This window comes from Agrococcus carbonis (genome assembly GCF_900104705.1).
Classification (GTDB): Bacteria; Actinomycetota; Actinomycetes; order Actinomycetales; family Microbacteriaceae; genus Agrococcus; species Agrococcus carbonis.
Window position 1 is genome coordinate 1,955,767 of record NZ_LT629734.1, and the last position, 24,773, is coordinate 1,980,539.

Genomic DNA, 24,773 nt, shown 5'->3' on the forward strand with positions numbered 1-24,773 from the left:
GACATGTCACGAATCGGACGTCTCCCCATCGACATCCCGTCGGGTGTCGACATCACGGTGAACGACGGCGTCGTCACCGTCAAGGGCCCCAAGGGCGAGCTGACCATCCCCGTCGCCTCCCCGATCGAGGTCGAGGTCGTCGACGGCCAGGTGCAGGTCACCCGGCCCGACGACGAGCGCGAGTCGCGCTCGCTGCACGGCCTCACCCGCACGCTGATCGCCAACGACATCGTCGGCGTGACCGAGGGCTACTCCAAGTCGCTCGAGGTCGTCGGCACCGGCTACCGCGTGCAGGCGAAGGGCACGGGCCTCGAGTTCGCGCTCGGCTTCTCGCACCCCGTGAGCGTCGAGCCGCCCGCCGGCATCACGTTCTCGGTCGAGGGCAACAACAAGGTCACCGTCAGCGGCATCTCGAAGCAGGCCGTCGGCGAGGTGGCTGCGAACCTCCGCAAGCTGCGCAAGCCCGAGCCCTACAAGGGCAAGGGTGTGCGCTACGCGGGCGAGCAGATCCGCCGCAAGGCTGGAAAGGCTGGTAAGTGATGGGCATCGGTACCCGAGGCAAGAGCAAGTCGGCTGCCCGCGGCCGTCGTCACGCGCGCCTCCGCAAGAAGATCGTCGGCACCGCGTCGGTGCCGCGCATGGTCGTCACCCGTTCGGCACGCCACGTGTTCGTGCAGGTCGTCGACGACTCGAAGGGCATCACCGTCGCCTCGGCGTCGACCATGGAGGCCGACCTCCGCGGTCTCGACGGCGACAAGACGGCGAAGGCCAAGCGCGTCGGCGAGCTGATCGCCGAGCGCGCCAAGGCAGCGGGCGTCGAGACGGTCGTGTTCGACCGCGGCGGCAACCGCTACGCCGGCCGCGTCGCCGCGATCGCCGATGGCGCACGAGAGGCAGGGCTGGGACTGTGAGCGAAGAGAACAAGGACACGCAGGTGACGGACACCACGCAGCCGGCCGCGGCCGGCGCACCCGCCGCTGAGGCCGCGTCGACGGACCACCGCGACGAGCCCCGCGAGCAGCGTCGCGGCAGCCGCGACCGCGGCACCCGCAACGAGCGCGGCCGTCGCGACGACCGCTCGGAGAACCAGTTCCTCGAGCGCGTCGTGACCATCAACCGCGTCTCGAAGGTCGTCAAGGGCGGCCGCCGCTTCAGCTTCACGGCGCTCGTCGTCGTGGGTGACGGCGACGGCATGGTCGGCGTCGGCTACGGCAAGGCCCGCGAGGTCCCGACGGCCATCTCGAAGGGCGTTGAGGAGGCGAAGAAGAACTTCTTCCGCGTGCCCCGCATCGCCAAGACGATCCCGCACCCCGTGCAGGGCGAGGCCGCTGCCGGCGTCGTGCTGCTGCGCCCCGCCGCCGCCGGTACCGGCGTCATCGCGGGCGGCCCCGTGCGCGCCGTCCTCGAGTGCGCCGGCATCCACGACGTCCTGAGCAAGTCGCTCGGCTCGTCGAACTCCATCAACATCGTCCACGCGACGGTGGAGGCGCTGCGGATGCTCGAGGAGCCCCGCGCCGTCGCCGCCCGTCGCGGCCTCGACGTCGACCGCGTCGTGCCGGAGCGCCTGCTCCGCGCCGAGGCGGCCCACACGAAGCACGAGGCTGAGATCGCGAAGGCGGCATCCAAGTGAGCAAGCTGAAGATCACGCAGACGAAGTCCGTGATCAGCGAGAAGCAGTACCAGCGTGACACGCTGCGCTCGCTGGGCCTCAAGCGCATCGGCCAGTCGGTCGAGCGCGAGGACACCCAGCAGAACCGCGGCTACGTCAACACGGTGCGCCACCTCGTCGAGGTCGAGGAGATCGAGAATGACTGACAAGAACGAGTCGGCCGAGCTGCCGTCGCTCAAGGTGCACCACCTCCGGCCCGCGCCGGGCGCGAAGACCGCCCGCACGCGCGTGGGTCGCGGTGAGGCGTCGAAGGGCAAGACGGCCGGTCGAGGCACGAAGGGCACCAAGGCCCGCTACCAGGTGCGCGCCGGGTTCGAGGGCGGCCAGCTGAACAGCGTCATGCGCGCTCCCAAGCTGCGCGGCTTCAAGAACCCGTTCCGCACCGAGTACCAGGTCGTCAACGTGGGCCAGCTCGCCGAGCTGTTCCCCGCCGGCGGCGAGGTCACGGTGGCCGATCTGGTCGCCAAGGGCGCGGTGCGCAAGAACGAGCTGGTCAAGGTGCTCGCCGGCGGCGAGCTCTCGGTCGCGCTCACGGTGGACGTCGACAAGGTGTCGGCTGCCGCTGAGCAGAAGATCGTGGCCGCAGGCGGCTCGGTCAAGTAAGTAGGCTGAGGGGCGGTCCGTGCGCGGACCGCCCCGATCGCCGTTTCCCGGAAGGCTGCACGTGTTCAGTGCCATCGCACGCATCTTCAAGACGCGCGACCTGCGTCGGAAGATCCTCTTCACGCTCGCCTTGGTGGCGGTGTTCCGGCTCGGGTCGTTCATCCCCGCGCCGTTCGTCGACTACGGCAACGTGCAGGAGTGCATCGCGGCCAACCAGACCGCGACGGGCCTCTACCAGCTCGTCAACCTCTTCTCCGGCGGTGCGCTGCTCCAGCTGAGCATCTTCGCGCTGGGCATCATGCCCTACATCACCGCCGCGATCATCACGCAGCTGCTGCGCGTGGTCATCCCGCACTTCGAGGCCCTCTACAAGGAGGGCCAGCAGGGCCAGGCGAAGCTCACGCAGTACACGCGCTACATGACGATCGCGCTCGCCGTGCTGCAGTCGACGACGCTCATCACCGTCGCGCGCTCGGGTGCGCTCTTCTCGCAGACCGGCGGCCCCGCGCTGCCGCAGTGCCAGAACCTGCTGACGAACGACTCGTGGTGGTCGATCACGCTCATGATCTTCACGATGACCGCCGGCACCGGCCTCATCATGTGGCTCGGCGAGCTCATCACCGAGCGCGGCGTCGGCAACGGCATGTCGCTGCTCATCTTCACGTCGATCGCCGCGACCTTCCCCGGCGCGCTCGGCATGATCTTCGAGACGCAGGGCGTGAACACGTTCATCATGGTGCTCGTCGTGGGCGTCATCATCATGGGCCTCGTCGTCTTCGTCGAGCAGTCGCAGCGTCGCGTGCCCGTGCAGTACGCGAAGCGCATGGTCGGCCGACGGATGTACGGCGGCCAGTCCACCTACATCCCCATCAAGGTCAACATGGCGGGCGTCATCCCGGTCATCTTCGCCTCGTCGCTGCTGTACCTGCCGATGCTCATCGCGCAGTTCTCGACCCCGACCGACGGCACCGCGCCGCCCGAGTGGGTGCTGTGGGTGCAGGCGAACCTCGTCTCGGGCGACGCACCGCTCTACATGCTGGTGTTCTTCCTGCTCGTGGTGGGCTTCACCTACTTCTACGTGGCGATCACCTTCAACCCCGAGGAGGTGGCCGACAACATGAAGAAGTACGGCGGCTTCATCCCCGGCATCCGCGCGGGCCGCCCGACGGCCGAGTACCTCGACTACGTGCTGACGCGCATCACGCTGCCCGGCTCGCTCTACCTCGGCATCGTTGCGCTCATCCCGCTCATCGCGCTGTCGACCGTCGGCGCGAACCAGAACTTCCCGTTCGGCGGCGCCTCGATCCTCATCATCGTCGGCGTCGGCCTCGAGACGGTCCGCCAGATCGACGCGCAGCTGCAGCAGCGCCACTACGAAGGGCTCATCCGCTAGATGCCGAACCTCCTCATCGTCGGACCGCCCGGGGCGGGCAAGGGCACGCAGGCCGTGCGCATCGCCGAGGCGCTGGGGGTGCCCGCCGTCTCGACCGGCGACATCTTCCGGCAGAACATCAAGGAGCAGACCGAGCTCGGTCAGCGCGTCTCCGCGATCCTTGACGCGGGCGAGTACGTGCCCGACTCGCTCACGAACGAGCTGATCGACGACAGGCTCGCGCAGGACGACGCCGCCGGCGGCTACCTGCTCGACGGCTACCCGCGCACGGCGGGCCAGGTGGAGTTCCTCGACGGCGTCAACCTGCGCCGCGGCGAGGAGCTCGACGCGGTCGTGCGCCTGGTCGCCGACACCGACGAGGTCGTGCGCCGGCTGCTCGCGCGCGCGGCCGACCAGGGCCGCAGCGACGACACCGAAGCGGTCATCCGCCACCGGCTCGAGGTCTACGAGCGCGAGACGGCGCCGCTCATCGCGATCTTCGCCGAGCGCGGCCTCGTCGTCGAGGTCGACGGCATCGGCGCGGTCGACGAGGTGACCGAGCGCATCCTCGCAGGGCTCGCCGCGCGAGGCGTCGCCGCCTGATGCGGGGGCGCGGGCACTACAAGTCGCGGCGCGAGCTCGCGGCCATGCGCGAGCCCGGCCGCATCACCGCCCTCGCGCTCGAGGCGGTCGAGCGCGCGATCCGCGCGGGCGTCACGCCGCTCGAGCTCGACGCGATCGCGGAGCGCGTGATCCGCGAGCACGGCGCCGAGCCGAACTTCGCGATGGAGCCCGGCTACGACCACACGCTGTGCGTCGGCGTCAACGACGTCGTCGTGCACGGCATCCCCGATGACCGGCCGCTGCACCCCGGCGACCTCGTCACGGTCGACTGCGGCGCGACGATCGGGGGGTTCCACGGCGACGCGGCGATCACGGTCGTCGTGCCCGGCGGCGACCCCGAGCGCACGGCCGAGCGCCAGCACCTCAGCGACACGACCCGCGACGCGCTCTGGCACGGCATCGCGGCGCTCGCGCGCGCGAAGCAGCTCGGCGAGGTCGGTGCCGCGGTCGAGGACCACATCGACGCGGCGAGCGACTACGGCATCAGCGACGACTACATCGGGCACGGCATCGGCCGCGCGATGCACGAGGAGCCGCCGGTCTTCAACTACCGCACGCGCGTCATGGGGCCGGCCGTCAAGCCGGGCCTGTGCGTCGCGATCGAGCCGATCATCCACGCCGGCTCGACCTCGACGACGACGGATGCGGACGGCTGGACCGTGCGGACCGACGACGGCTCCGACGCGTGCCAGTGGGAGCACTCGGTCGCCGTGCACACGGGCGGCATCTGGGTGCTCACCGCCCTCGACGGCGGCGCCGCGGGCCTCGCGCCCTTCGGGATCGTGCCGCAGCCCATCGCCGACCGCTGACCCGCGCGGCGGAGGTCCACGGCGGCGCCCTCTCGGGGCCTCGCCGCGACCGCAGCGCCGACGCCCGTCCCGGGTGTCGGAACAGCGGCCGAGCGGTGGTAGCGTGACGGGCACCCCGGGCCGCCCCGGCCCTGAACCCTCGAGGAGCAGCATGGCCGAGCGCACCGTCACCGTCGAGTCGTCCCACGGGCTGCACGCCCGCCCGGCTTCCCTGTTCGCGCAGGCCGCAGCCCGGGCGTCGAGCCCCGTCACCGTCGCCAAGGGCGACAAGCAGGTGAACGCGGCGAGCATCCTCTCGGTCATCTCCCTCGGGGTGAACAAGGGCGACGCCGTGACGATCGCCTCCGACGACGAGGCGGCGCTCGACGAGCTCGAGCAGCTGCTCAGCACCGACCACGACGCCTAGTCCAGGCATCCAGCGCAGCAGGAGTCGACGATGACCAGCACCGCAACCCCGAGGCAGGGAGGCGGCGCTCGCGTCGCGGTCCAGCGCTTCGGCACCTTCCTCTCCGGCATGATCATGCCGAACATCCCCGCGCTCATCGCGTGGGGCATCCTCACCGCCCTCTTCATCGACGTCGGCTGGCTGCCGAACGCCGACCTGGCGCAGATCGTCGGGCCGACGATCCACTTCCTGCTGCCGATCCTCATCGCCGGCACGGGCGGCCGGATGGTCTACGACACGCGCGGCGCCGTCGTCGGCGCGTTCGCCGTCATGGGCGCGATCGTCGGATCCGACGTGCTCATCGACGCCTTCAACGCCGCGAACCCGCCGGCGGAGGGCGGATCCGGCCTCGGCTACGTGCACATGTTCATCGGCGCGATGATCCTCGGCCCGCTCTCGGCGTGGGTCATGAAGCAGCTCGACAAGCTGTGGGACGGCAAGGTCAAGGCGGGCTTCGAGATGCTCGTCAACATGTTCTCGGCGGGCATCGTCGCCTTCGTCATGGCGCTCGTCGGCTTCTTCGCCGTCGCCCCGATCGTCAACTGGATCATGTCCGTCGTGGGCGGCGCCGTCGGCTGGCTCGTCGACACGGGCCTGCTGTGGCTCGCCTCGTTCCTCATCGAGCCGGCGAAGGTCTTCTTCCTCAACAACGCCATCAACCACGGCGTGCTCACGCCGCTCGGGTCGAGCGAGGTGGCGACCGACGGCCAGTCGATCCTGTTCCTGCTCGAGGCCAACCCGGGGCCGGGCCTCGGCCTGCTGCTGGCCTTCTCCGTCTTCGGGGTCGGCGCGGCCCGCGCGACCGCTCCCGGCGCGGCGATCATCCAGTTCCTCGGCGGCATCCACGAGGTCTACTTCCCCTACGCGCTCATGAAGCCGGTGCTCATCGTCGCCCTCGTCGCCGGCGGCGCATCCGGCGTGGCCACGAACATGCTGCTCGGCACCGGCCTCGCCGGCCCCGCGGCGCCGGGCTCGATCTTCGCCGTGGCGACGCAGGCCGGGCTCGTCGGGGGCGGCAACCTGCTGGGCGTGCTGCTCTCGGTCGTCATCGCCGCGGCCGTGACCTTCGTGGTCGCCGCGGTCATCCTGCGGGCGAGCCGCAAGCGCGACCTCGAGCGCGAGGCCGCCGGGGAGGACGCGCTCTCGGCCGCCGTGGCGCAGACCACGGCGAACAAGGGCAAGGCGTCGGATGCGCTGAGCGGCCTGGCCGCGAGCGCATCGGCGGGCGGCGCGGCGGCGGCCGCCTCGACCGCCGGGGGCGCGCCCGCGGTCGCGAGCGCACCCATCCGCAAGATCGTGTTCGCGTGCGACGCGGGCATGGGCTCGAGCGCGATGGGCGCGAGCGTGCTGCGCAACAAGATCAAGAAGGCGGGCATCGAGGGCGTCGAGGTCACGAACGTCTCGATCGCGAACCTCGACGGCAGCGAGGATCTCGTCGTCACGCACCAGGACCTCACGGCCCGCGCCAGGCACCACAACGACCGCGCGACGCACGTGTCGGTCGAGAACTTCATGAACAGCCCCAAGTACGACGAGGTCGTCAGCCTCGTCGCCGAGTCGAACCGCACGGAATAGGAGCACGCATGCCCGTCCTCGCCCTCGAGCAGATCACGACCTCGCCCACCGCGACCACGAAGGAGGAGGCCATCCAGGAGGCGGCGGACATGCTCGTCGCAGCGGGGGCCGTGACGCCGGACTACGCCGACGCGATGCGCGAGCGCGAGGCGAGCGTGTCGACCTACATGGGCAACCTGCTGGCGATCCCGCACGGCACGAACGAGTCGAAGGACTCGATCCTCGACTCCGGGCTCTCGGTCGCGCGCTACGAGACGCCGCTCGACTGGGACGGGAACCCGGTGAAGTTCGTGATCGGCATCGCGGGCAAGGACGGCGGCCACCTCGAGATCCTGTCGAAGATCGCGATCGTCTTCGCCGACGAGGACGAGGTGGCGAAGCTCGAGGCGGCGCCCGACGCGGCGGCCATCCTCGAGCTGCTCGGCGACGTCAACGAGTGATGCGGGCCGTCCACTTCGGCGCCGGCAACATCGGGCGCGGCTTCGTCGGGCTGCTGCTGCACCGCGCCGGCTACGAGGTGACGTTCGTCGACGTCAACGCCGAGCTCATCGCGATGCTGCGGGCGGCGGATGCGTACGAGGTGCGCGAGGTCGGCGCCGACGCTGCCGTCCACACCGTCACGGGCTTCACGGGCATCGACTCGAGCGCCGACCCCGAGGCCGCGGCGCGAGCGGTGGCGGATGCGGACGTCGTCACGTGCGCGGTCGGGCCGACCGTGCTGCGGTTCATCGCGCCCGTCATCCGGGCGGGGCTCGAGCGACGGCCCGAGTCGGCGGCGCCGGTCGCGGTGATGGCGTGCGAGAACGCCATCGGCGCGACCGACACCCTGCGCGACCTCGTGCTCGACGGCGCCGAGGCGCTCGCGGCGCGCGCGGTGTTCGCCAACACGGCCGTCGACCGCATCATCCCGCCGCAGGACCCCGCAGGGCTCGACGTGGTCGTCGAGGACTTCTTCGAGTGGTCGATCGATCGCACGCCGTTCGCCGGCGCCGAGCCCGCGATCCCCGACGCGCACTTCGTCGACGACCTCGCGCCCTCGATCGAGCGGAAGCTCTTCACCGTCAACACGGGGCACGCCGCGACCGCGTACGCGGGCTGGATCGCGGGAGCCGACACGATCGCGCACGCGCTGCAGGAGCCCGCGATCCGCGCCGCCGTCGACGCGGCGCTCGCCGACACCTCCCGGCTCCTCGTGGCGAAGTTCGGCTTCGACCCCGATGCCCACGCGGCCTACGCGGCGCGCGCGATCGAGCGCTTCCAGAACCCGGCGCTGCCCGACACGTGCGAGCGCATCGGCCGCCAGCCGCTGCGCAAGCTCTCGCGCCACGAGCGCTTCGTGCAGCCCGCCGCCGAGCTGCTCGAGCGCGGCGACCGCGCCGACGGCCTCATCGCCGCCTACGGCACGGCCCTCCGGTTCGACGCGCCCGGGGACGAGCAGGCCGCCGAGCTCCAGCGCCTGCTGACCGAGCTCGAGCCCGCCGCCTTCGTCGCGCAGGTCAGCGGCATCGACGGGGCGCATCCGCTGCAGCCCGCGCTCGTCGACCAGGTCGCCGCCGCGCGACGCTGACGGGGCGGTCCGCCGCGTCGGCGCGGCCGGCCGAGGCGCGCGCCGGATGCCGGGTGCGGCAGGATCGAGGCATGGGACGAGGACGGTGCGCGTGCTGACGCGCGGCTCGCGGCGCATCGGGCGCTCGAGCGCCAACCCGCGCCAGCGCCTGCTGCACGGCTGGGACTGGGTGGACCCGCGCATCGAGCTCGAGGAGCTCGCGCCGGGCAGCCGCGTGCTCGCGGTCGCGGGCGCCGGCGAGCTCGTCGGGGCGCTCGCCGCCGCCGGCCACCGGGTGAGCGCCGTCGCGTCGAACCGGCATCAGCTCGACTACGCGCGCCGCCGGGTCGCGGGCGCCCCCTTCGAGCCGGGGGCGGCCGAGCGGCTGTTCGACCTCGGCCGGGGCATGGTGCGCGCGGTGAGCCCCGCGTGGAGCCGCCGGCGCATGCGGCAGTTCCTGCAGGAGGACGAGCCGCTGCGCGCGGCCGCGGCGTGGAAGGCGAAGCTCGACAACCGCTCGCTCGCCTCGATCCTCAAGACGATGCTCGGCCCCGCCGGTGCGCTCTCGGCGCTCGTGCTGCGCGACTTCTCGACCCCCATCCCGCCGCACTTCGACGAGGCGATCCGCGGCCGCATCGGGCGCGCGCTCCGGAAGCACGCGCCGCGCGACAACCCCTTCGCGTGGCGGCTGCTGCTGGGGGAGGACCTGCCGGGACTCCGCCCACCGCACGTCGAGCCGGGCGCGATCACCTGGATCGAGGCGCCGCTGCTCGAGCACCTCGAGTCCGTCGAGCCGGGCTCCTACGACGCGATCAGCCTCTCGAACGTCGTCGACGGGGCCGACGAGCGCTGGGTGCGCGACCTGCGCAAGGCCGCGGTGCGGGCGACCGCTCCGGGCGGGCCGGTCATCGCGCGGTCGTTCGCGACGACCATGGACGACGACGCGGCGAAGCGCGCGCGCCGCGACCGGGCGATGCTGTGGGGCTCGGTCGTGGTGCACCGCTCGACGTGACCGGCGACACGCCCGGGTTGCAGTGCAGCGGAGACTCCGCGTAGAGTTGATCGTTGGTGTCATGCGCCCGCTTGCGCATGCCACTCGCATGACCGGCATCCAACACTTGCAGAAGAAGGCTATGGCCAAAAAAGACGGCGTCATCGAGATCGAAGGCACGGTGATCGAGGCGCTCCCGAACGCGATGTTCCGCGTCGAGCTCTCGAACGGACACGTGGTGCTCGCGCACATCTCCGGCAAGATGCGGCAGAACTACATCCGCATCCTCCAGGAGGACCGCGTCATCGTGGAGCTCAGCCCCTACGACCTGAGCCGCGGCCGGATCGTCTACCGCTACAAGTGACGGCTGCTGGATAAGGAACGGCTCGCGCACCGCGCGAGCACGAGGCCAGCGAGGAAGAGAACATGAAGGTCCACCCCAGCGTCAAGCCCATCTGCGACAAGTGCAAGGTCATCCGCCGGCACGGTCGTGTGATGGTGATCTGCGAGAACCCGCGCCACAAGCAGCGTCAAGGTTGAGTCCGGAGCGCGCAATGCGACGACGTCGCGTTGCGCGCGCAGGACTCAAGGTCGAGTAGGTCGCCGAAGGCGGCCGTACCGAGACCCAAGCGCTGCATCGCAGCACGAGCACAACTCAATATGAACCAGACCTCGGTCTCGATACGCTGCCTGCGGCGGCTCCTCGACCACCGGGCGAAGGCGAACACATCCCAGCAGCGGTAAGAGCCCTCATCCCGAGGGCGACACCTTGGGGAGAGGCCCAGGCACCTCCGCTGCTCCATACCTCTCACCACTCCTAGGAGACACACGATGGCACGCATCGCAGGTGTCGACATCCCGCGCGAGAAGCGCGTGGAGATCGCACTGACGTACATCTTCGGCGTCGGCCGCACCCGGTCGATCCAGACGCTCGAGGCCACCGGCATCGACCGCAACACGCGCGTCAAGGACCTCACCGACGACCAGCTCGTCGCGCTCCGCGACCACATCGAGGGCACGTTCAAGGTGGAGGGCGACCTCCGCCGCGAGGTGACCGCCGACATCCGCCGCAAGGTCGAGATCGGCTCGTACGAGGGCCTCCGCCACCGTCGCGGTCTCCCCGTGCGCGGTCAGCGCACCAAGACGAACGCGCGCACCCGCAAGGGCAAGAAGCAGACGGTCGCCGGCAAGAAGAAGGCCGGCCGCTAAGGCCGCGTGGAGGTAGAGGAACATGGCAGCTCCCAAGTCCGCGGTCCGCAAGCCGCGCAAGAAGGACAAGAAGAACATCGCGGTGGGCCACGCCCACATCAAGTCGACGTTCAACAACACGATCGTCTCGATCACCGACACCACCGGGGCCGTCGTCTCGCAGGTCTCGGGTGGCGGCGTCGGCATGAAGGGCTCGCGCAAGTCGACGCCCTACGCCGCGCAGCTCGCCGCCGAGTCGGCTGCGCGCCAGGCGCAGGACCACGGCATGAAGAAGGTCGACGTCTTCGTCAAGGGCGCAGGCAGCGGTCGTGAGACCGCGATCCGCTCGCTCCAGGCCGCCGGCCTCGAGATCGGCGCGATCCACGACGTGACGCCGCAGGCGCACAACGGCGTCCGCCCGCCGAAGCCGCGCCGCAACTAGTCGCTCCTGCCGGGCAGGCGATCCTCGCCTGCCCGGCCTTCCGCCGTCACTGAACACGCGAGTCATATAGCGGACTCGCGACCGAAAGGAACCGACACGTGCTGATCGCCCAGCGCCCCACTGTCACCGAGGAGATCATCGCCGAGCACCGCTCGCGGTTCACGATCGAGCCGCTCGAGCCGGGCTTCGGCTACACCCTCGGCAACTCCCTCCGCCGCACGCTCCTGTCGTCGATCCCCGGCGCCGCCGTCACCAGCATCCGCCTGGACGGCGTGCTGCACGAGTTCTCGACGATCGCGGGCGTGAAGGAGGATGTCACCGAGATCATCCTCAACATCAAGCAGCTCGTGGTCTCGTCGGAGCACGACGAGCCCGTCGTCGCCTACCTCTCGCGCCAGGGCGCGGGCACGGTGACGGCTGCCGACATCACGGCGCCCGCCGGCGTCGAGATCCACAACCCCGAGCTCGTGCTCGCGACGCTGAACGACTCGGCGAAGCTGCAGCTCGAGCTCACGATCGAGCGCGGCCGCGGCTACGTCTCGGCCGCGCAGAACCGCGACGAGTTCGCCGAGGCCGGGGTCATCCCGGTCGACTCGATCTACTCGCCGGTGCTCAAGGTCACCTACCGCGTCGACGCGACGCGTGCGGGTGAGCGCACCGACTTCGACTCGCTCGTCGTCGACGTCGAGTCGAAGCCGGCGATCTCGCCGCGCGACGCCATCGCGTCGGCCGGCCGCACGCTCGTCGAGCTCTTCGGCCTCACGCGCGACCTGAACGCCGAGGCCGAGGGCATCGAGATCGGGCAGGCGCCCGCCGAGGCCATCGGCTCGGGCGAGCTCGCGACGCCGATCGAGGAGCTCGACCTGTCGGTGCGCTCGTACAACTGCCTCAAGCGCGAGGGCATCAACACGGTCTCGGAGCTCGTGGCGCTCAGCGAGACGCAGCTGATGAACATCCGCAACTTCGGCCAGAAGTCGGTCGACGAGGTCAAGGACAAGCTCGCCGAGCTCGGCCTGTCGCTCAAGGACGCGGTGCCCGGCTTCGACGGCGCGCACTTCTACAGCGGCTACGACGAGGACGCTCGCTGACCGCGGGCTGACTGAGGAACTAGAGGGATACGAACCATGCCCAAGCCCACCAAGGGTCCCCGCCTCGGAGGCGGTCCTGCGCACGAGCGCCTGCTGCTCGCGAACCTCGCGGCTGCGCTCTTCACGCACAAGTCGATCAAGACGACCGAGACCAAGGCCAAGCGCCTGCGTCCCGTCGCTGAGCGCCTCATCACGTTCGCGAAGCGCGGCGACCTGCACGCGCGCCGCCGCGTGCTCGGCGTGATCGGCGACAAGGGCGTCGTGCACGAGCTGTTCACCGAGATCGCCCCGCTCGTCGCGGAGCGCGAGGGCGGCTACACGCGCATCACGAAGCTCGGCTTCCGCAAGGGCGACAACGCCCCGATGGCGCAGATCGAGCTCGTGCTCGAGCCGGTGCAGAAGAAGGCGTCGAAGTCGAAGGCCGCCGCTGCCGCGCAGTCGGCCGCCGCCGACCAGGAGGCCGCCGAGGCGAAGGCCGAGGAGGCCAAGGCCGCCGAGGCCGCGGCCGAGGTCGAGCAGGCTGAGGAGGCCCCCGCCGAGGAGCCCGCAGCCGACGAGGCCGCCGAAGCGCCCGCCGAGGACGACAAGCAGTAGTCCCGCCGCTGACGCACGAAGGGGTCCCGCGATCGCGGGGCCCCTTCGTCGTCGCCCCGGGGTGCTCGCTCGGTGCTCGCTCGGCGGTCGCTCGGCGATCGCCCGTCAGGCGCCGGCCTCCGCGCGCGCGATCTCGGTCGCGGCGAGCACGAGGCCGAGGTGCGAGAACGCCTGGGGGAAGTTGCCCCAATGGTGGCCCGTCGCCGGATCGACCTCCTCGGCCAGGAGACCCACGTCGTTGCGGAGCGCGACGAGCCGATCCATGAGCGCCCGCGCATCGCCCAGCCGTCCGGCCTGCGCGTACGCCGTGACGAGCCAGAAGCCGCACAGCACGAACGGATGCTCGTCGCCGGCGAGTCCGTCGACCCCCGTCGTGCGGTACCGCAGCGGGATGCCCTCCACGAGGAGGTCGCGCTCGATGCGGGCGATCGTGCCGAGGAAGCGCGGATCGGTCGCATCGACGATGCCGATCGTCGGCAGCTGCAGGAGCGAGGCGTCGACCTCGCTCGTGCCGTAGTGCTGGCGGAACGAGCCGGTCTCGGGGTCGAAGCCGCGCGTGAGCACCTCCTCGCGCAGCGCATCCCGGAGCGCGATCCAGCGCGTCGGGTCGCCGTCGGCCCCCGCCTCGATCGCACGGACGCCGCAGTCGAACGCCGCCCACATCATCGCCCGCGAGTGGGTGAACCACTGGGGCTCGCCGCGCATCTCCCACAGCCCCTGGTCGGGCTCCCGCCAGTGGGTCGCGAGGTCGTCGAGCAGCGCGCGCTGCATGTGCCAGGAGTCGTGCGTGTCGTCGAGCCCCCGCTCGCGCAGCCGCCGCAGCGTGAGCATCACCTGACCGAGCACGTCGTGCTGGCGCTGCTCGACCGCCGCGTTGCCGATGCGCACGGGTGCCGCGCCGCCGTAGCCCGGCAGGTGGTCGAGCGTGCGCTCGAGCAGGTCGCGACCGCCGTCGCGGCGGTACATGATGCGCATGTCCTCCGGGTCCCCGGCGATCGCCCGCAGCAGCCAGTCGCGCCACAGGGTCGCCTTCTCGCCGAGGCCCGCCGCGAGCACGGCGTCGACGGTGAGGGATGCGTCGCGCAGCCACGTGAAGCGGTAGTCCCAGTTGCGCTCGCCCCCGGGATCCTCGGGGAGCGATGTGGTGGGTGCGGCGAGGATGCCGCCGGTCGCCTCGTCGGTGAGCGAGCGCAGCACGAGCACGCTCGTCTGCACGGCCTCGAGGTAGGGGCCGGTGTAGTCGAGCTCGCGCAGCCACTCGACCGACTCGGCCACCGTCGTCGCGACCACCTCGGGTTCGCCGACGGGCTCGGCGTACGGCTGCCACGAGTGCCGCCAGCACAGGTCGAGCACGACGCGCTCGCCCTCGCGCACCGTGAAGGCGCCCCGGTGGCGGTGGTGGTCGGCGCGCGGCAGCCGCGAGCCGCGCAGCACGAGGCGGTCGGGGCCCGCGATCGCGACGAGCGCCTCCTCGCCGTCCAGGCGCATCCGCCGGAACCAGGGCGGGATGCGCCCGTAGCCGAACCGCACGACGAGCTCCTGCTCGAGCTCGACGTCGCCGTGCACGCCCTCGATGATGCGCACGACGTCGGCGCGGTCGTCGCCGGTCGGCATCGCATCCGTCACCGTGACCGTGCCGCCCTCGGTCTCGTGCGTCGTCTCGAGCACGAGGCTGCCGGGCAGGTAGCGCCGCGTGGAGCGCGCGGGCGCGGTCGGCCCGATGCGCCAGTGCCCGTGCTCGGGGCCGCCGAGCAGCGCCGCGAAGCACGCGGGGGAGTCGAAGTGCGGCAGGCAGAGCCAGTCGATGGAGCCGTCGCGCGAGACGAGCGCCGCGGTCGTGCGATCGCCGATGAGCGCGTAGTCCTCGATCGGGGTTCGCTCGTGGTGCGGCATGCCGCGAGGCTACCCGCGGGCCCTGAGGAGCCGATCCGGGCGGCTTGCATGAGCGGCCGGATGCTGCGAAGGGGCCCAGCGCGCAGCCGCGCCGCGCCGACGGGCGCGGCCGTAGGCTGGCGGCATGCCCCGCATGCGCCTCGACCTCGCCTACGACGGGGGCGGGTTCTCGGGCTGGGCGGCCCAGCCGGGCCTGCGCACGTGCCAGGGCGAGCTCGAGCGGGCCCTGGCGACGATCGCGCGCGAGCCCGTGCGCGTCACGGTCGCCGGCCGCACCGACGCGGGGGTGCACGCGAGCGGGCAGGTCGCGCACGCCGACGTGCCCGAGGCGCTCGCCGCCGACCTCGCCGAGCGCGCGCCGCGGCTCGCGCACCGCATCTCGCGGCTCGCCGCGCCCGAGGGCGACCTCGTCGTGCGCCGACTCTCGCTCGCGCCCGAGGGCTTCGACGCGCGCTTCTCGGCCGTCTCGCGGTCGTACCGCTACCGCATCGTCGCGAGCGAGGCATCCGATCCGCTCGAGCGACGCACGGCCGCCCACGTCGCCCGGCCGCTCGACGTCGACGCCATGCGCCGCTGCGCCGACCTGCTCGTCGGGCTGCGCGACTTCGCCGCCTTCTGCCGGCCGCGCGAGGGGGCGACGACCATCCGCGAGCTGCGCGACTTCTCGTGGCGGCAGGAGGGCGCGCTGCTGACGGCGTCGCTCACCGCGGATGCGTTCTGCCACTCGATGGTGCGCGCGCTCGTCGCGGCGTGCGTGCGCGTGGGGGAGGGGCGGCTGCCGCTCGCCCGCGCCGCGGCGCTGCTCGAGGAGCGGAGGCGCTCGGCGCTCACCGGGCTCATGCCCGCGCACGGGCTCACGCTCGTCGCGGTCGGCTACCCGCCCGACGACGAGCTCGCGGCGCAGGCCGAGCGCGCGCGGGCGCGGCGCAGCGCCGACGACCTCGACGGCTGAGGGGCCGCGCGGCAGGGCTGCAGCGATTGGCGCTCGCCCGCCACCTGCGCGCGCCGATCGCTGCAACGCTGCGCCCGTCGCGCGCCCATCGCTGCAGCTCCGCGGCGCGCGCCGCGGTTCAGCCGAGCAGGTCGGCGAGCTCGTCGACCGAGTCGACGATGCGGGTCGCGCCCGCGGCGGCCAGCTCGTCGCGGCCGCCGTAGCCGTAGGCGACCCCGATCGACGGCATGCCGAGCTCGTGGGCGGAGGCGATGTCGTTGACGCGGTCGCCCACCATCACGAGCTCGCCCGGCGGCAGCCCGATCGAGGCGACGGCCCGTGCGATGACGGGCGCCTTCGAGTGCCCGACCTCGTCGGGCATGCGGCCGTGGACGCCGCGGAAGCGCTCGCTCAAGCCGTAGTGCTCGACGACCGCTACCGCATCCCGCTGGATCTTGTGCGTCGCGACGCCCATGGGGCGCCGCGCGTCGTGCAGCCGCGCGAGCAGCGGCGCGATGCCGGGGTAGAGCCTGCTCTCGAGCAGCGCGCCGGCGTCGAGCGCCGCGCGGAAGGCGGCGATCGCGCGGTCGATCACGGGCTGCGGATGCCCCGCCTCGGCCAGGATCGTCACCGTCGGCGGTCCGAGCCAGCGCTCGAGCTCGTCGTCCGGGGGCACCTCCCAGCCGAGCGTGCGGTGCATGTGCCGGAGGCCCGCGAGCAGGCCCGGCTTGGAGTCGGTGAGCGTGCCGTCGAGGTCGAAGATGATGCCGCGGGGAGTCATGTCCTCCCATCGTCCCAGATGTCTGATCGGCTGGCCGGGCGTTCGCCCGCGGCTTAGGATGGATCGCGGCCGACGTGAGGTGCGGCACGAGAGCCGGAGGCACATGATGAGCGAGCAGCAGCCAGCGTTCGACCAGGCGTTCCGCGGGTACGACCGCGAGCAGGTCGACAGCGCGATCGCCGAGCTCCGCCGCGAGCTCGAAGCCGTGCGCTCGACGACCGAGTCGTCGTCGCTCGACGCGAGCGCGCGCATCCAGCACCTCACCGAGGACCTCGACGCCGCGATCGCGCGCGCCGACCAGGCCGAGGCGCGGATGCTGCGCCTCGCGCAGCAGGTGCAGACCCTCGACGACGACGCCGCCTCGGACGACACCGACGAGGTCGACGCCGAGGAGGGGCGGCAGACGCGCGTGCGCTTCGCCGAGATCCTGCGCGTCGCCGAGGACCAGGCGACGACGCTCGTGAACAACGCGTCGAACTCGGCGCAGCGCGTGCTCGAGGATGCGACCGCCGAGCGCGACCGCATCCGCAAGGAGGCGCAGGAGGAGGCCGCGCGCGTGCTGCAGGAGGCGCAGCACGAGGCCGAGCTCGTGCGCCGCCGCAGCGAGACCGAGCAGACCGCCCACCGCGCGCGCATCGAGCAGGAGCTCGGCTCGCTCGGCGAGAAGGTCGCGCAGGCCGACCGCGAGGCGCAGGTGCTCCTCGGCGAGGCCGAGCGCGCCGCAGCGGCGATGCGCGCGCAGGTGCAGCGCGAGACCGACGACCTCAAGCTCGACGCCGACCGCGTCGTGCGCGAGGCGAAGGCGCGCCGCGCCGAGCTCGACGCCGCCATCACCCGCCGCCAGGACGACGCGCAGCAGGAGTTCCTGCGCCTCCACAACCAGGCCGTCGCGCACGCCGAGCGCATCACGGCCGACGCGAACGAGAAGGTCGCCTCGGCGCTCGCCCACGCGAAGCACGTCGCCGAGCAGTCGGAGGCGTACGAGCAGCTCTCGAAGGCGCAGGGCGCGCAGGTCGAGGCGAGCGCGAAGGCGCGCGCGTCCGCGATGCTCGACGAGGCGCGCCAGCGCGCGCAGACGATCGTCGACGCCGTCTCCAAGCACACGAAGGACGTGCTGCGCGACGCCGAGGACCGCTCGCGCAGCCTGCGCTGGCAGCAGCAGCAGCTCAACGGCTTCATGGCCGAGGTGCAGTCCCTCATGCGCGTCGCCGACGCGGCCGACCCCCGCACGTGGAGCGCGGCGGGCGCCGAGGCCGGCGGCGCGGCGCTCGCGACCGGCACGGCGGCGGATGCGGCGGATGCGTCGGGCGACGCGATCGGCACGGTCGCCGCCGAGGACCGCGCGGTCGTGCCCGACGCCTTCACCGCATCCGCCCCCGAGCCCGACGTGCTCGAGGACATCGCGCTCGAGGCGGAGCCGGTCGAGGACGACGAGGCCGCGGAGCCCGAGACGAGCGAGCGCGTCGTCGACGTCGTGTGGCACGAGGAAGAGGAGTACGACCCGTCGATCGACCGCTGATCGACGCGATCGCGGCTTGACCGCCCGGGATCCGGGCGGCTATGCTCGATCCTTGGTGCGCACAGCCTGTGCCCACCCGAATGAGCCCTCCACCGGATCGTTCCGCGCCGCTCGGCAGGAACACCTCGGAGTGGGATTCACGACCATCCATTCGACAGTGAGGCACCAATGACTCGCACGTATTCGCCCAAGGCGGCGGACGTCCAGCACGACTGGGTCGTCATCGACGCCACCGACGTCGTGCTCGGCCGCCTGGCCAGCCACGCCGCCGCGATCCTCCGCGGCAAGCACAAGCCGACGTTCGCCCCCCACATGGACATGGGCGACTTCGTCATCGTCGTGAACGCCGACAAGGTCGCGCTCACGGGCCAGAAGCTCGCCAAGAAGGTCGCCTACCGCCACTCGGGCTACCCGGGCGGCCTCAAGGCCACCGGCTACGAGGAGATGCTCGACCGCTACCCGGTCCGCACCGTCGAGAAGGCGATCCGCGGCATGCTGCCGAAGAACGCCCTCGGCCGCGCCCAGATCAAGAAGCTCAAGGTCTACGCCGGCCCCGAGCACCCGCACGCGGCGCAGCAGCCGACCCCCTACACGTTCGACCAGGTCGCCCAGTAGGGCGCGAGGAGACACCAGACATGGCGAAGATCGCAGACTCCATCGAGGCTCCGGAGAGCTTCTCGACCGAGACGCCGGCGGCTGAGGCTCCCAAGGCCCCCCGCGTCGTCAACATCGGCGGCCAGGCCGTCGGTCGCCGCAAGCAGGCCATCGCCCGCGTGCGCCTCGTCCCCGGCTCCGGCTCGTTCAGCGTGAACGGCCGCACCCTCGAGGACTACTTCCCGAACAAGCTGCACCAGCAGCTCATCAACGACCCGTTCACGCTCCTCGAGCTCGCGGGCAGCTACGACGTGATCGCCCGCATCTCGGGCGGCGGCCCCTCGGGCCAGGCCGGCGCGCTGCGCCTCGGCATCGCGCGTGCGCTCAACGAGATCGACGTCGAGAACAACCGCCCCGAGCTCAAGAAGGCCGGCTTCCTCTCGCGCGACGCTCGCATCATCGAGCGCAAGAAGGCCGGTCTCAAGAAGGCCCGCAAGGCGCCCCAGTACTCGAAGCGCTGATCGATGTCGCGCCTGTTCGGCACGGATGGAGTGCGGGGCCTCGCTGGCCTCGACATCACGGCGGAATCGGCACTGGCGCTGGCACAGGGCGCCGCACTCGTGCTCGGGCGATCAGCCCGGCAGGAGGCGCGGCGCCCTGTCGCCGTCGTGGCGCGAGATCCGCGCATCTCGGGTGAGTTCATCACCGCCGCGGTCTCCGCGGGGCTCGCCTCGAGCGGCGTCGACGTGCTCGACGCCGGCGTGATCCCGACGCCGGCGGCCGCCTACCTCGTCGCGAGCATCGGTGCCGACTTCGGCGTGATGATCTCGGCGTCGCACAACCCCGCACCCGACAACGGCATCAAGTTCTTCGCCGCAGGCGGGCGCAAGCTGCCCGACGCGGTCGAGGACGAGATCGAGGCCGCGCTCGGCGGCGCCCCGCTGCGCCCGATCGGCGCCGAGGTCGGCACGGTGCGGCGCTTCTCCGACGCCGAGGACCGCTACCTCGTGCACCTGCTCGGCACGCTCGACGTCAGCCTCGCCGGGCTGCACGTCGCGCTCGACTGCGCGCACGGCGCCGCCGCCGGCCCGAGCCCGCGGGCCTTCGCCGACGCCGGCGCGAAGGTCACCGTCATGGGCAACGACCCCGACGGCGTCAACATCAACCGCGAGGTCGGCTCGACCCATCTCGAGCAGCTGCGCGCGCTCGTCGTCTCCTCGGGCGCCGACCTCGGCATCGCCCACGACGGCGACGCCGACCGCTGCCTCGCGATCGACGCCGAGGGCAACGTCGTCGACGGCGACCAGATCATGGCGATCCTCGCGCTCGCCACGAAGCGCCGCGGCCTGCTCGCCGACGACACGCTCGTCGCGACGGTCATGTCGAACCTCGGCCTCAAGGTCGCGATGGATGCGCACGGCATCCACCTCGTGCAGACGAAGGTGGGCGATCGCTACGTGCTCGAGGCGCTCGGCGAGTACGGGCTCTCGCTCGGCGGCGAGCAGTCGGGGCACATCATCTTCTCCGACCACGCCACGACCGGCGACGGCATCCTCACGGGCCTCCAGCTCGCGGCCGAGATGGTGCGCACGGGCAAGGGCCTCGGCGAGCTCGCCTCGGTCATGCAGGTCTACCCGCAGGTGCTCATCAACGTCACGGGCGTCGACCGCCTAGGGCTCCGCGGCAACCAGCCGATCGCCGACGCCGTCGCGCGTGCCGAGGCCGAGCTCGGCGACCGCGGCCGCGTGCTGCTGCGCCCCTCGGGCACCGAGAAGATCGTGCGCGTCATGGTCGAGGCCGACGAGCACCACGTCGCGCAGACGATCGCCGACGAGCTCGCCGACCTCGTGCGCAGTGAGCTGACGGTCAGCGCGTAGACCCTCGAAGCGGAGGTCCGGAAGGACCTCCGCCTCGGCGCTCCACCGCTCACTCGAGCGGGATGCTGCGGGTCGGCTCGTTCGTGCCGGCGCGCACCTCGCGGCGCCGCGCGGCGCGGGCGATGACGAACAGGATCGTGCCGACGACGACGTAGCCGGCAGCGATGAGCCAGGTCTGCGGGCTCTGCTGCGTCAGCAGCGCGACCGAGGCGACGAGCGCGAGCACCGACACGATGCGGGGCGCCGTGAAGTGCTTGTGCGGCACGACGTCCTTCTTGAGCACGAGCACCGAGACGTTCGCCGAGATGAACACGAGCACGAGCAGCAGCACCGTGGTGTCGGCGAGCGTGCCGACGTCGCCGATGAACGACATCCCCATGGTCACCGCCCCGACCGCGACGATCGCCACCCACGGTGTGCGGCGGCGCGTGAGCACGGCGCCGAAGGCGCGCGGCAGCAGCTTGGCCTCGGCGAGGCCGTAGGTCGCGCGCGAGGCCATGAGCATGAACAGCAGCGCGCCGTTGCCGATCGCGACGAGCGCGATGATCGCGAACAGCCACGAGGGGAACTGCACGCCCGAGGCGAGGATCACCTCGAGCAGCGGCCCCTCGGAGGTCGCGAGCTGGTCGGTGGGCACCACGATCGACGCGCCGAGCGCGATGAGCAGGTAGACGACCGCGGCGGTGAGGATCGCGCCGAAGAGCGCGCGCGGGTACGAGCGGCTCGGGTCCTTGACCTCCTCGGCCATGTTGGCGGCCGCCTCGAAGCCGAGGAACGAGAAGAACGCGGTGATGCTCGCCGCGAGCGCGCCCGAGATCGGCGGCACGTCCTCGGCGAAGGTCGTCAGCCGCGACGCGTCGCCGCCGCCCGAGCCGATCACGATCGCGGCGACGACGATGATGATGATGAGGCCCGTCATCTCGATCACGGTCGCCGCGACGTTGGCGATGAGCGACTCGCGCACGCCGCGCAGGGCGACGGCGATCAGCAGCGCGATGAACCCGAGCGTCACGGGCACCGCCGGGATGTCGGGTACGAGCGCCTGCAGGTAGTCGCCCGCGAACGCGTTCGCGAGCGCGGCGGCGGTCGTGATGCCGGATGCGAGCATCAGGAAGCCGATGAGGAACGTGACGTAGGGCTTGTCGAACGCGCGCTCGGCGAACCGGGCCGCGCCGCCCGCGTGCGGGTACTTGGTGATGAGCTCGGCGTACGTGCCCGCGGTGAGCAGGGCCAGCACGAGGGCGAGGGAGAGCGGCAGCCAGAGCACGCCGCCGACGTCCTGCGCCATCGTGCCGACGAGCGTGTAGATGCCCGCGCCGAGGGTGTCGCCGACGATGAAGAAGAACAGCAGCAGGGTCGTGATCCCGCGCTTCAGCTTCGTCGTGGTCGTGGTCGATCGTGCCGTGGTCGTCTGCGACATGGTCGCCAAGGGTGCCACGCGTCGCCGTCGGGGTTCCTGACCACGGGCCGGGCGCTGGCTCGCGGAAGCGGTCGCTCGGCTACGCGTGCTGCGGCTGCTGCGCGCGGGCGCGGAACGCGGCGACGTTCGTGCGCGACTGGCACGTGGTCGAGCAGAAGCGGCGCGAGCGGTTGCGCGAGACGTCGACGAACATGCGGTCGCAGCGCCCGTCGGCGCAGCGCTTCGCGCGCGACGTGTCGTCGGTGCGCACGAGGTCGACGAACCCCATCGCGGCCTGCACGGCGAGCGAGTCGGCGATGGGGGCGCCGGCCGGCATGCCGTGCAGGTGCCAGTCGAAGCCGCCGTGCCGCACGAGGTGCGGTCGGGCGTCGCAGTCGCGGAAGATGCGGTTCGCGAGCTCGGCGGCTCGGTCGCGGTCGGCGTCCCAGAGCTGCTCGATCGTGCCGAGCCTCGCCCACGTCGCCTCGGCATCCGCCTTCGTCGCCTGGCTCGCGCCGGGGAAGCCCCACTCGGCGCAGATGCGCCGCAGGCTCGCGGCGCTGTCGAGCTGCCCCTCCCGCCGCAGGTTGCAGACCTCCGCGATGAAGCCGAGCGTGTGCATGAGCTCGCGCGGGTGGTGCAGGGTCACGGGCTTCCTCGGGTTAGGCTCGGCTGTCGCGGCGCACGGCCGTGACTCGAGCCACACCGCGTGAGCACGATCGTAGCCCCACCTGACCCCTGCGAGCCGTCATGCAGACCCGTCGCCCGATCGGCCTCGTCCTGGCCCTCGCGAGCTCCGCGATGTTCGGCCTCTCCGGCATCTTCGCCGCCGCGCTGCTCGGCGGCGGATGGAGCGCCGGGGCGGTCACGCTCGTGCGCATCGGCGGCGGCGCGCTCGTGCTGCTCGCGCCGACGCTGTGGCTGCTGCGGGGCCGATGGGATGCGGTGGTGCGGTCGTGGCGCGAGGTGCTCGTGCTCGGCGTGCTCGCCGTCGCGGTGTGCCAGCTCGCGTTCTTCAGCGCGGTGGCGTTCATCGACCCGTCGCTCGCGCTGCTGATCGAGTTCCTGGGGCCGGTGCTGCTCGTGCTCTACACGTGGGCGCGCTCGCGGCGGGCACCCGCGGCGCTCACGCTCGTGGGGGCGGGCGTCGCGCTCGTGGGGCTCGGCCTCATCTCGGGCATCGGCGGCGACGCGCTCCACCCGCTCGGCGTGCTGCTCGCGCTCGCGGCCGCCGTCGGCAACGCCGGCTACTGGGCCGCGGCGTCGAAGGCCGACTCCGAGCTGCCGCCGATCGCGCTCGCGGGCCTCGGGCTCGTCGTCGGCGCCGTCGTGCTGGGGATCGCGGCGGCCACCGGGCTCCTGCCCGTCGCCGCATCCGCCGCCCCGGTCGTGCTCGCGGGCGAGACGGTGCCGTGGTGGGCGGCGATGGGCATGCTCATCCTCATCGCGACCGCCGCCTCCTACGTGCTCGGCATCCTCGGCGCGCGGCGCCTCGGCGCGACGCTCGCGAGCTTCGTCGGGTACTCCGAGCCGATGTTCGGCATCCTCTGGACGGCGCTGCTGCTGTGGATCCTGCCGACCGGGATGCAGTGGCTCGGCGCGGCCGCGATCATCGCGGGCGTCGTGCTCGTGCGACTCGGGCAGGCGCGCCGGCCGCGGCCGACGAGGGGACCGGCGATCGTCGAGGGGATCCCGGCGCCGTAGGGGCGCGCTCTTCGACCTGATCGTGAAGCGGGTCTCGCGACGCGTGCGGCCTTCGGCCGCGCTTCGCGTCGCGCCTGGCGCTTCGTGGAACAGGTCTCGTGACGCGTGCGGCCTTCGGCCGCGCGCTCCTCGACCCTGAGCGCTCCGGGCGCAACGCGCTTCGCGCATTGCGTCCTCCGCGCTCAGACCTTCCGCAGCAGCACCGAGCGGATCGTGTGGTCGTCGGCCTTCCGCAGCACGAGGTCGGCGCGCGGCCGCGTCGGCAGGATGTGCTCGACGAGGTTGGGGCCGTTGATCGAGTCCCACAGGTCCTCCGAGTGGATGCGCGCCTGCGCGCGCGTCATGTCGGCGAAGCGGTGGAAGTACGAGACCGGATCCTGGAACGCGCTCTCCTTGAGCTGCCAGAAGCGGTCGATGTACCACTCGCGGATCGCGCTCGTGCGCGCATCCACGTAGATCGAGAAGTCGAAGAGGTCGCTGACGGCGAGGTGCGAGCCCGAGGGCGGCGGCTGCAGCACGTTGAGGCCCTCGACGATGAGGATGTCGGGCCGCCGCACCACGATCTCCTCGCCCGGCACGATGTCGTAGGTGAGGTGCGAGTAGACGGGGGCGCGCACCTCGTCCTCGCCCGACTTCACGCGCGAGACGAAGTTGAGCAGCGCCCGCCGGTCGTACGACTCGGGGAAGCCCTTGCGCTGCATGAGCCCTCGCTCCTCGAGCACGCGGTTGGGGTGCAGGAAGCCGTCGGTCGTGATGAGCTGCACGCTCGGCGAGCCCTGCCAGCGCCGCAGCAGCTCCTCGAGCAGGCGCGCGGTCGTCGACTTGCCGACCGCGACCGAACCCGCGACGCCGATGACGAAGGGGGTCGGATGCGCGGTGCTGCCGAGGAAGGCCGAGGTCTCGCGGTGCAGGCGCGCGGCCGACTCCTGGTAGAGGCTCACGAGGCGCGAGAGCGGCAGGTAGACCTCGGCGACCTCGCGCAGCTCGAGCCGGTCGCCGAGGCCGCGCAGGCGCCGCACCTCGGCCTCGGTCAGCGGGTTCGGGGTGCGCGGTGCGAGCCTCGCCCAGTCGGGTCGCTCGATCTCGACGAACGGCGACTGCAGGGGGTGCGACACGTCGGCGAGCCTAC

30 protein-coding genes are annotated in these 24,773 nt (G+C 72.0%); 25 read left to right on the forward strand and 5 right to left on the reverse strand.

All coding sequences use genetic code 11. The annotated features are described in order from the left end of the window. The first annotated feature begins 3 nt into the window (after positions 1-3). The 19 genes from rplF (at position 4) to rplQ (ending at position 12,946) form a co-directional block, all read left to right on the forward strand. Complete coding sequence (rplF, locus tag BLT67_RS09445) at positions 4-540, forward strand: 50S ribosomal protein L6 (RefSeq protein ID WP_092666783.1); 537 nt, start codon at positions 4-6, stop codon at positions 538-540. Further along, entirely contained in the window at positions 540-911 is a 372-nt protein-coding gene (gene rplR / locus BLT67_RS09450) for a 50S ribosomal protein L18 (protein WP_092666784.1), read from the forward strand. Before rplF ends, rplR begins: the two co-directional genes overlap by 1 nt. Further along, a complete protein-coding gene (rpsE, locus tag BLT67_RS09455) occupies positions 908-1,630 on the forward strand; it encodes a 30S ribosomal protein S5 (protein ID WP_092666785.1) in 723 nt (240 codons plus the stop codon). Before rplR ends, rpsE begins: the two co-directional genes overlap by 4 nt. Next, positions 1,627-1,815 (forward strand): 50S ribosomal protein L30, encoded by a 189-nt coding sequence (gene rpmD, locus BLT67_RS09460; protein ID WP_092666786.1) that lies wholly within the window; start codon positions 1,627-1,629, stop codon positions 1,813-1,815. Before rpsE ends, rpmD begins: the two co-directional genes overlap by 4 nt. Then, entirely contained in the window at positions 1,808-2,272 is a 465-nt protein-coding gene (gene rplO, locus BLT67_RS09465; protein ID WP_092666787.1) for a 50S ribosomal protein L15, read from the forward strand. The genes rpmD and rplO overlap by 8 nt, the downstream gene beginning before the upstream one ends. A gap of 61 nt (positions 2,273-2,333) precedes the next feature. Further along, positions 2,334-3,665, forward strand: coding sequence for a preprotein translocase subunit SecY (gene secY, locus BLT67_RS09470; RefSeq protein ID WP_092666788.1), 1,332 nt, complete (start codon positions 2,334-2,336; stop codon positions 3,663-3,665). After that, a complete protein-coding gene (locus BLT67_RS09475; protein ID WP_092666789.1) occupies positions 3,666-4,247 on the forward strand; it encodes an adenylate kinase in 582 nt (193 codons plus the stop codon). Then, positions 4,247-5,077, forward strand: a complete 831-nt coding sequence (gene map, locus BLT67_RS09480) for a type I methionyl aminopeptidase (protein ID WP_092666790.1) — start codon at positions 4,247-4,249, stop codon at positions 5,075-5,077. Before BLT67_RS09475 ends, map begins: the two co-directional genes overlap by 1 nt. 151 nt (positions 5,078-5,228) lie before the next feature. After that, positions 5,229-5,483: an HPr family phosphocarrier protein gene (locus BLT67_RS09485; RefSeq protein ID WP_092666791.1), complete on the forward strand. Its 255-nt coding sequence runs from the start codon at positions 5,229-5,231 to the stop codon at positions 5,481-5,483. A 30-nt stretch (positions 5,484-5,513) separates the two neighbouring features. Further along, on the forward strand, positions 5,514-7,097 hold the full coding sequence (locus BLT67_RS09490; protein ID WP_157674305.1) for a PTS mannitol transporter subunit IICB: 1,584 nt from the start codon (positions 5,514-5,516) through the stop codon (positions 7,095-7,097). Between the two features lie 8 nt (positions 7,098-7,105). Continuing rightward, complete coding sequence (locus BLT67_RS09495) at positions 7,106-7,537, forward strand: PTS sugar transporter subunit IIA (protein WP_092666792.1); 432 nt, start codon at positions 7,106-7,108, stop codon at positions 7,535-7,537. Then, complete coding sequence (locus BLT67_RS09500) at positions 7,537-8,664, forward strand: mannitol-1-phosphate 5-dehydrogenase (RefSeq protein ID WP_092666793.1); 1,128 nt, start codon at positions 7,537-7,539, stop codon at positions 8,662-8,664. The genes BLT67_RS09495 and BLT67_RS09500 overlap by 1 nt, the downstream gene beginning before the upstream one ends. 85 nt (positions 8,665-8,749) lie before the next feature. Next, complete coding sequence (locus BLT67_RS09505) at positions 8,750-9,655, forward strand: hypothetical protein (RefSeq protein ID WP_092666794.1); 906 nt, start codon at positions 8,750-8,752, stop codon at positions 9,653-9,655. A gap of 121 nt (positions 9,656-9,776) precedes the next feature. Beyond that, positions 9,777-9,998 carry a translation initiation factor IF-1 gene (gene infA, locus BLT67_RS09510; RefSeq protein WP_072312769.1) on the forward strand — a complete coding sequence of 74 codons (222 nt, stop codon included), beginning with the start codon at positions 9,777-9,779 and terminating at the stop codon, positions 9,996-9,998. A gap of 62 nt (positions 9,999-10,060) precedes the next feature. Then, complete coding sequence (rpmJ, locus tag BLT67_RS09515) at positions 10,061-10,174, forward strand: 50S ribosomal protein L36 (RefSeq protein WP_092666795.1); 114 nt, start codon at positions 10,061-10,063, stop codon at positions 10,172-10,174. A gap of 291 nt (positions 10,175-10,465) precedes the next feature. After that, positions 10,466-10,843, forward strand: coding sequence for a 30S ribosomal protein S13 (rpsM, locus tag BLT67_RS09520; protein WP_092666796.1), 378 nt, complete (start codon positions 10,466-10,468; stop codon positions 10,841-10,843). Between the two features lie 22 nt (positions 10,844-10,865). Continuing rightward, positions 10,866-11,264, forward strand: coding sequence for a 30S ribosomal protein S11 (gene rpsK / locus BLT67_RS09525; RefSeq protein WP_072312767.1), 399 nt, complete (start codon positions 10,866-10,868; stop codon positions 11,262-11,264). Positions 11,265-11,362: 98 nt separating this feature from the next. Beyond that, positions 11,363-12,352: a DNA-directed RNA polymerase subunit alpha gene (locus BLT67_RS09530; RefSeq protein WP_092666797.1), complete on the forward strand. Its 990-nt coding sequence runs from the start codon at positions 11,363-11,365 to the stop codon at positions 12,350-12,352. 36 nt (positions 12,353-12,388) lie between these two features. After that, the gene (gene rplQ, locus BLT67_RS09535; protein WP_092666798.1) at positions 12,389-12,946 is read left to right on the forward strand and encodes a 50S ribosomal protein L17; all 558 of its coding nucleotides are present in this window, start codon (positions 12,389-12,391) and stop codon (positions 12,944-12,946) included. A 105-nt stretch (positions 12,947-13,051) separates the two neighbouring features. Here the strand turns inward: rplQ and BLT67_RS09540 are convergent, their stop codons facing one another. Further along, positions 13,052-14,839 carry a glycoside hydrolase family 15 protein gene (locus BLT67_RS09540; RefSeq protein WP_092666799.1) on the reverse strand — a complete coding sequence of 596 codons (1,788 nt, stop codon included), beginning with the start codon at positions 14,837-14,839 and terminating at the stop codon, positions 13,052-13,054. A 124-nt stretch (positions 14,840-14,963) separates the two neighbouring features. On the opposite strand from BLT67_RS09540, the gene truA reads away from it, so the two are divergent. After that, complete coding sequence (gene truA, locus BLT67_RS09545) at positions 14,964-15,791, forward strand: tRNA pseudouridine(38-40) synthase TruA (RefSeq protein ID WP_092666800.1); 828 nt, start codon at positions 14,964-14,966, stop codon at positions 15,789-15,791. A 118-nt stretch (positions 15,792-15,909) separates the two neighbouring features. On the opposite strand, the gene BLT67_RS13425 is transcribed toward truA, so the two are convergent. After that, complete coding sequence (locus tag BLT67_RS13425; RefSeq protein WP_157674306.1) at positions 15,910-16,551, reverse strand: HAD hydrolase-like protein; 642 nt, start codon at positions 16,549-16,551, stop codon at positions 15,910-15,912. Between the two features lie 106 nt (positions 16,552-16,657). Between BLT67_RS13425 and BLT67_RS13430 the strand changes: the two genes are divergently transcribed. The 4 genes from BLT67_RS13430 to glmM all read left to right on the forward strand — a co-directional run bounded on the left by BLT67_RS13430 (position 16,658) and on the right by glmM (position 20,541). Beyond that, on the forward strand, positions 16,658-18,070 hold the full coding sequence (locus BLT67_RS13430; RefSeq protein ID WP_157674307.1) for a coiled-coil domain-containing protein: 1,413 nt from the start codon (positions 16,658-16,660) through the stop codon (positions 18,068-18,070). A 168-nt stretch (positions 18,071-18,238) separates the two neighbouring features. Then, positions 18,239-18,685, forward strand: coding sequence for a 50S ribosomal protein L13 (rplM, locus tag BLT67_RS09560; RefSeq protein WP_092666803.1), 447 nt, complete (start codon positions 18,239-18,241; stop codon positions 18,683-18,685). 20 nt (positions 18,686-18,705) lie between these two features. Then, entirely contained in the window at positions 18,706-19,185 is a 480-nt protein-coding gene (rpsI, locus tag BLT67_RS09565) for a 30S ribosomal protein S9 (protein ID WP_092666804.1), read from the forward strand. Between the two features lie 3 nt (positions 19,186-19,188). Then, positions 19,189-20,541 (forward strand): phosphoglucosamine mutase, encoded by a 1,353-nt coding sequence (glmM, locus tag BLT67_RS09570; protein ID WP_092666805.1) that lies wholly within the window; start codon positions 19,189-19,191, stop codon positions 20,539-20,541. 49 nt (positions 20,542-20,590) lie between these two features. Here the strand turns inward: glmM and BLT67_RS09575 are convergent, their stop codons facing one another. Together BLT67_RS09575 and BLT67_RS09580 are read right to left on the reverse strand one after the other, a co-directional pair. Further along, complete coding sequence (locus BLT67_RS09575) at positions 20,591-21,961, reverse strand: APC family permease (RefSeq protein ID WP_092666806.1); 1,371 nt, start codon at positions 21,959-21,961, stop codon at positions 20,591-20,593. A 79-nt stretch (positions 21,962-22,040) separates the two neighbouring features. Beyond that, positions 22,041-22,589 (reverse strand): CGNR zinc finger domain-containing protein, encoded by a 549-nt coding sequence (locus BLT67_RS09580; RefSeq protein ID WP_092666807.1) that lies wholly within the window; start codon positions 22,587-22,589, stop codon positions 22,041-22,043. A 101-nt stretch (positions 22,590-22,690) separates the two neighbouring features. On the opposite strand from BLT67_RS09580, the gene BLT67_RS09585 reads away from it, so the two are divergent. Further along, positions 22,691-23,644: an EamA family transporter gene (locus tag BLT67_RS09585; RefSeq protein WP_092666808.1), complete on the forward strand. Its 954-nt coding sequence runs from the start codon at positions 22,691-22,693 to the stop codon at positions 23,642-23,644. A 182-nt stretch (positions 23,645-23,826) separates the two neighbouring features. Here BLT67_RS09585 and coaA read toward each other — a convergent pair whose 3' ends face one another. Further along, on the reverse strand, positions 23,827-24,759 hold the full coding sequence (coaA, locus tag BLT67_RS09590) for a type I pantothenate kinase (RefSeq protein ID WP_092666809.1): 933 nt from the start codon (positions 24,757-24,759) through the stop codon (positions 23,827-23,829). Positions 24,760-24,773 lie beyond the last annotated feature (14 nt).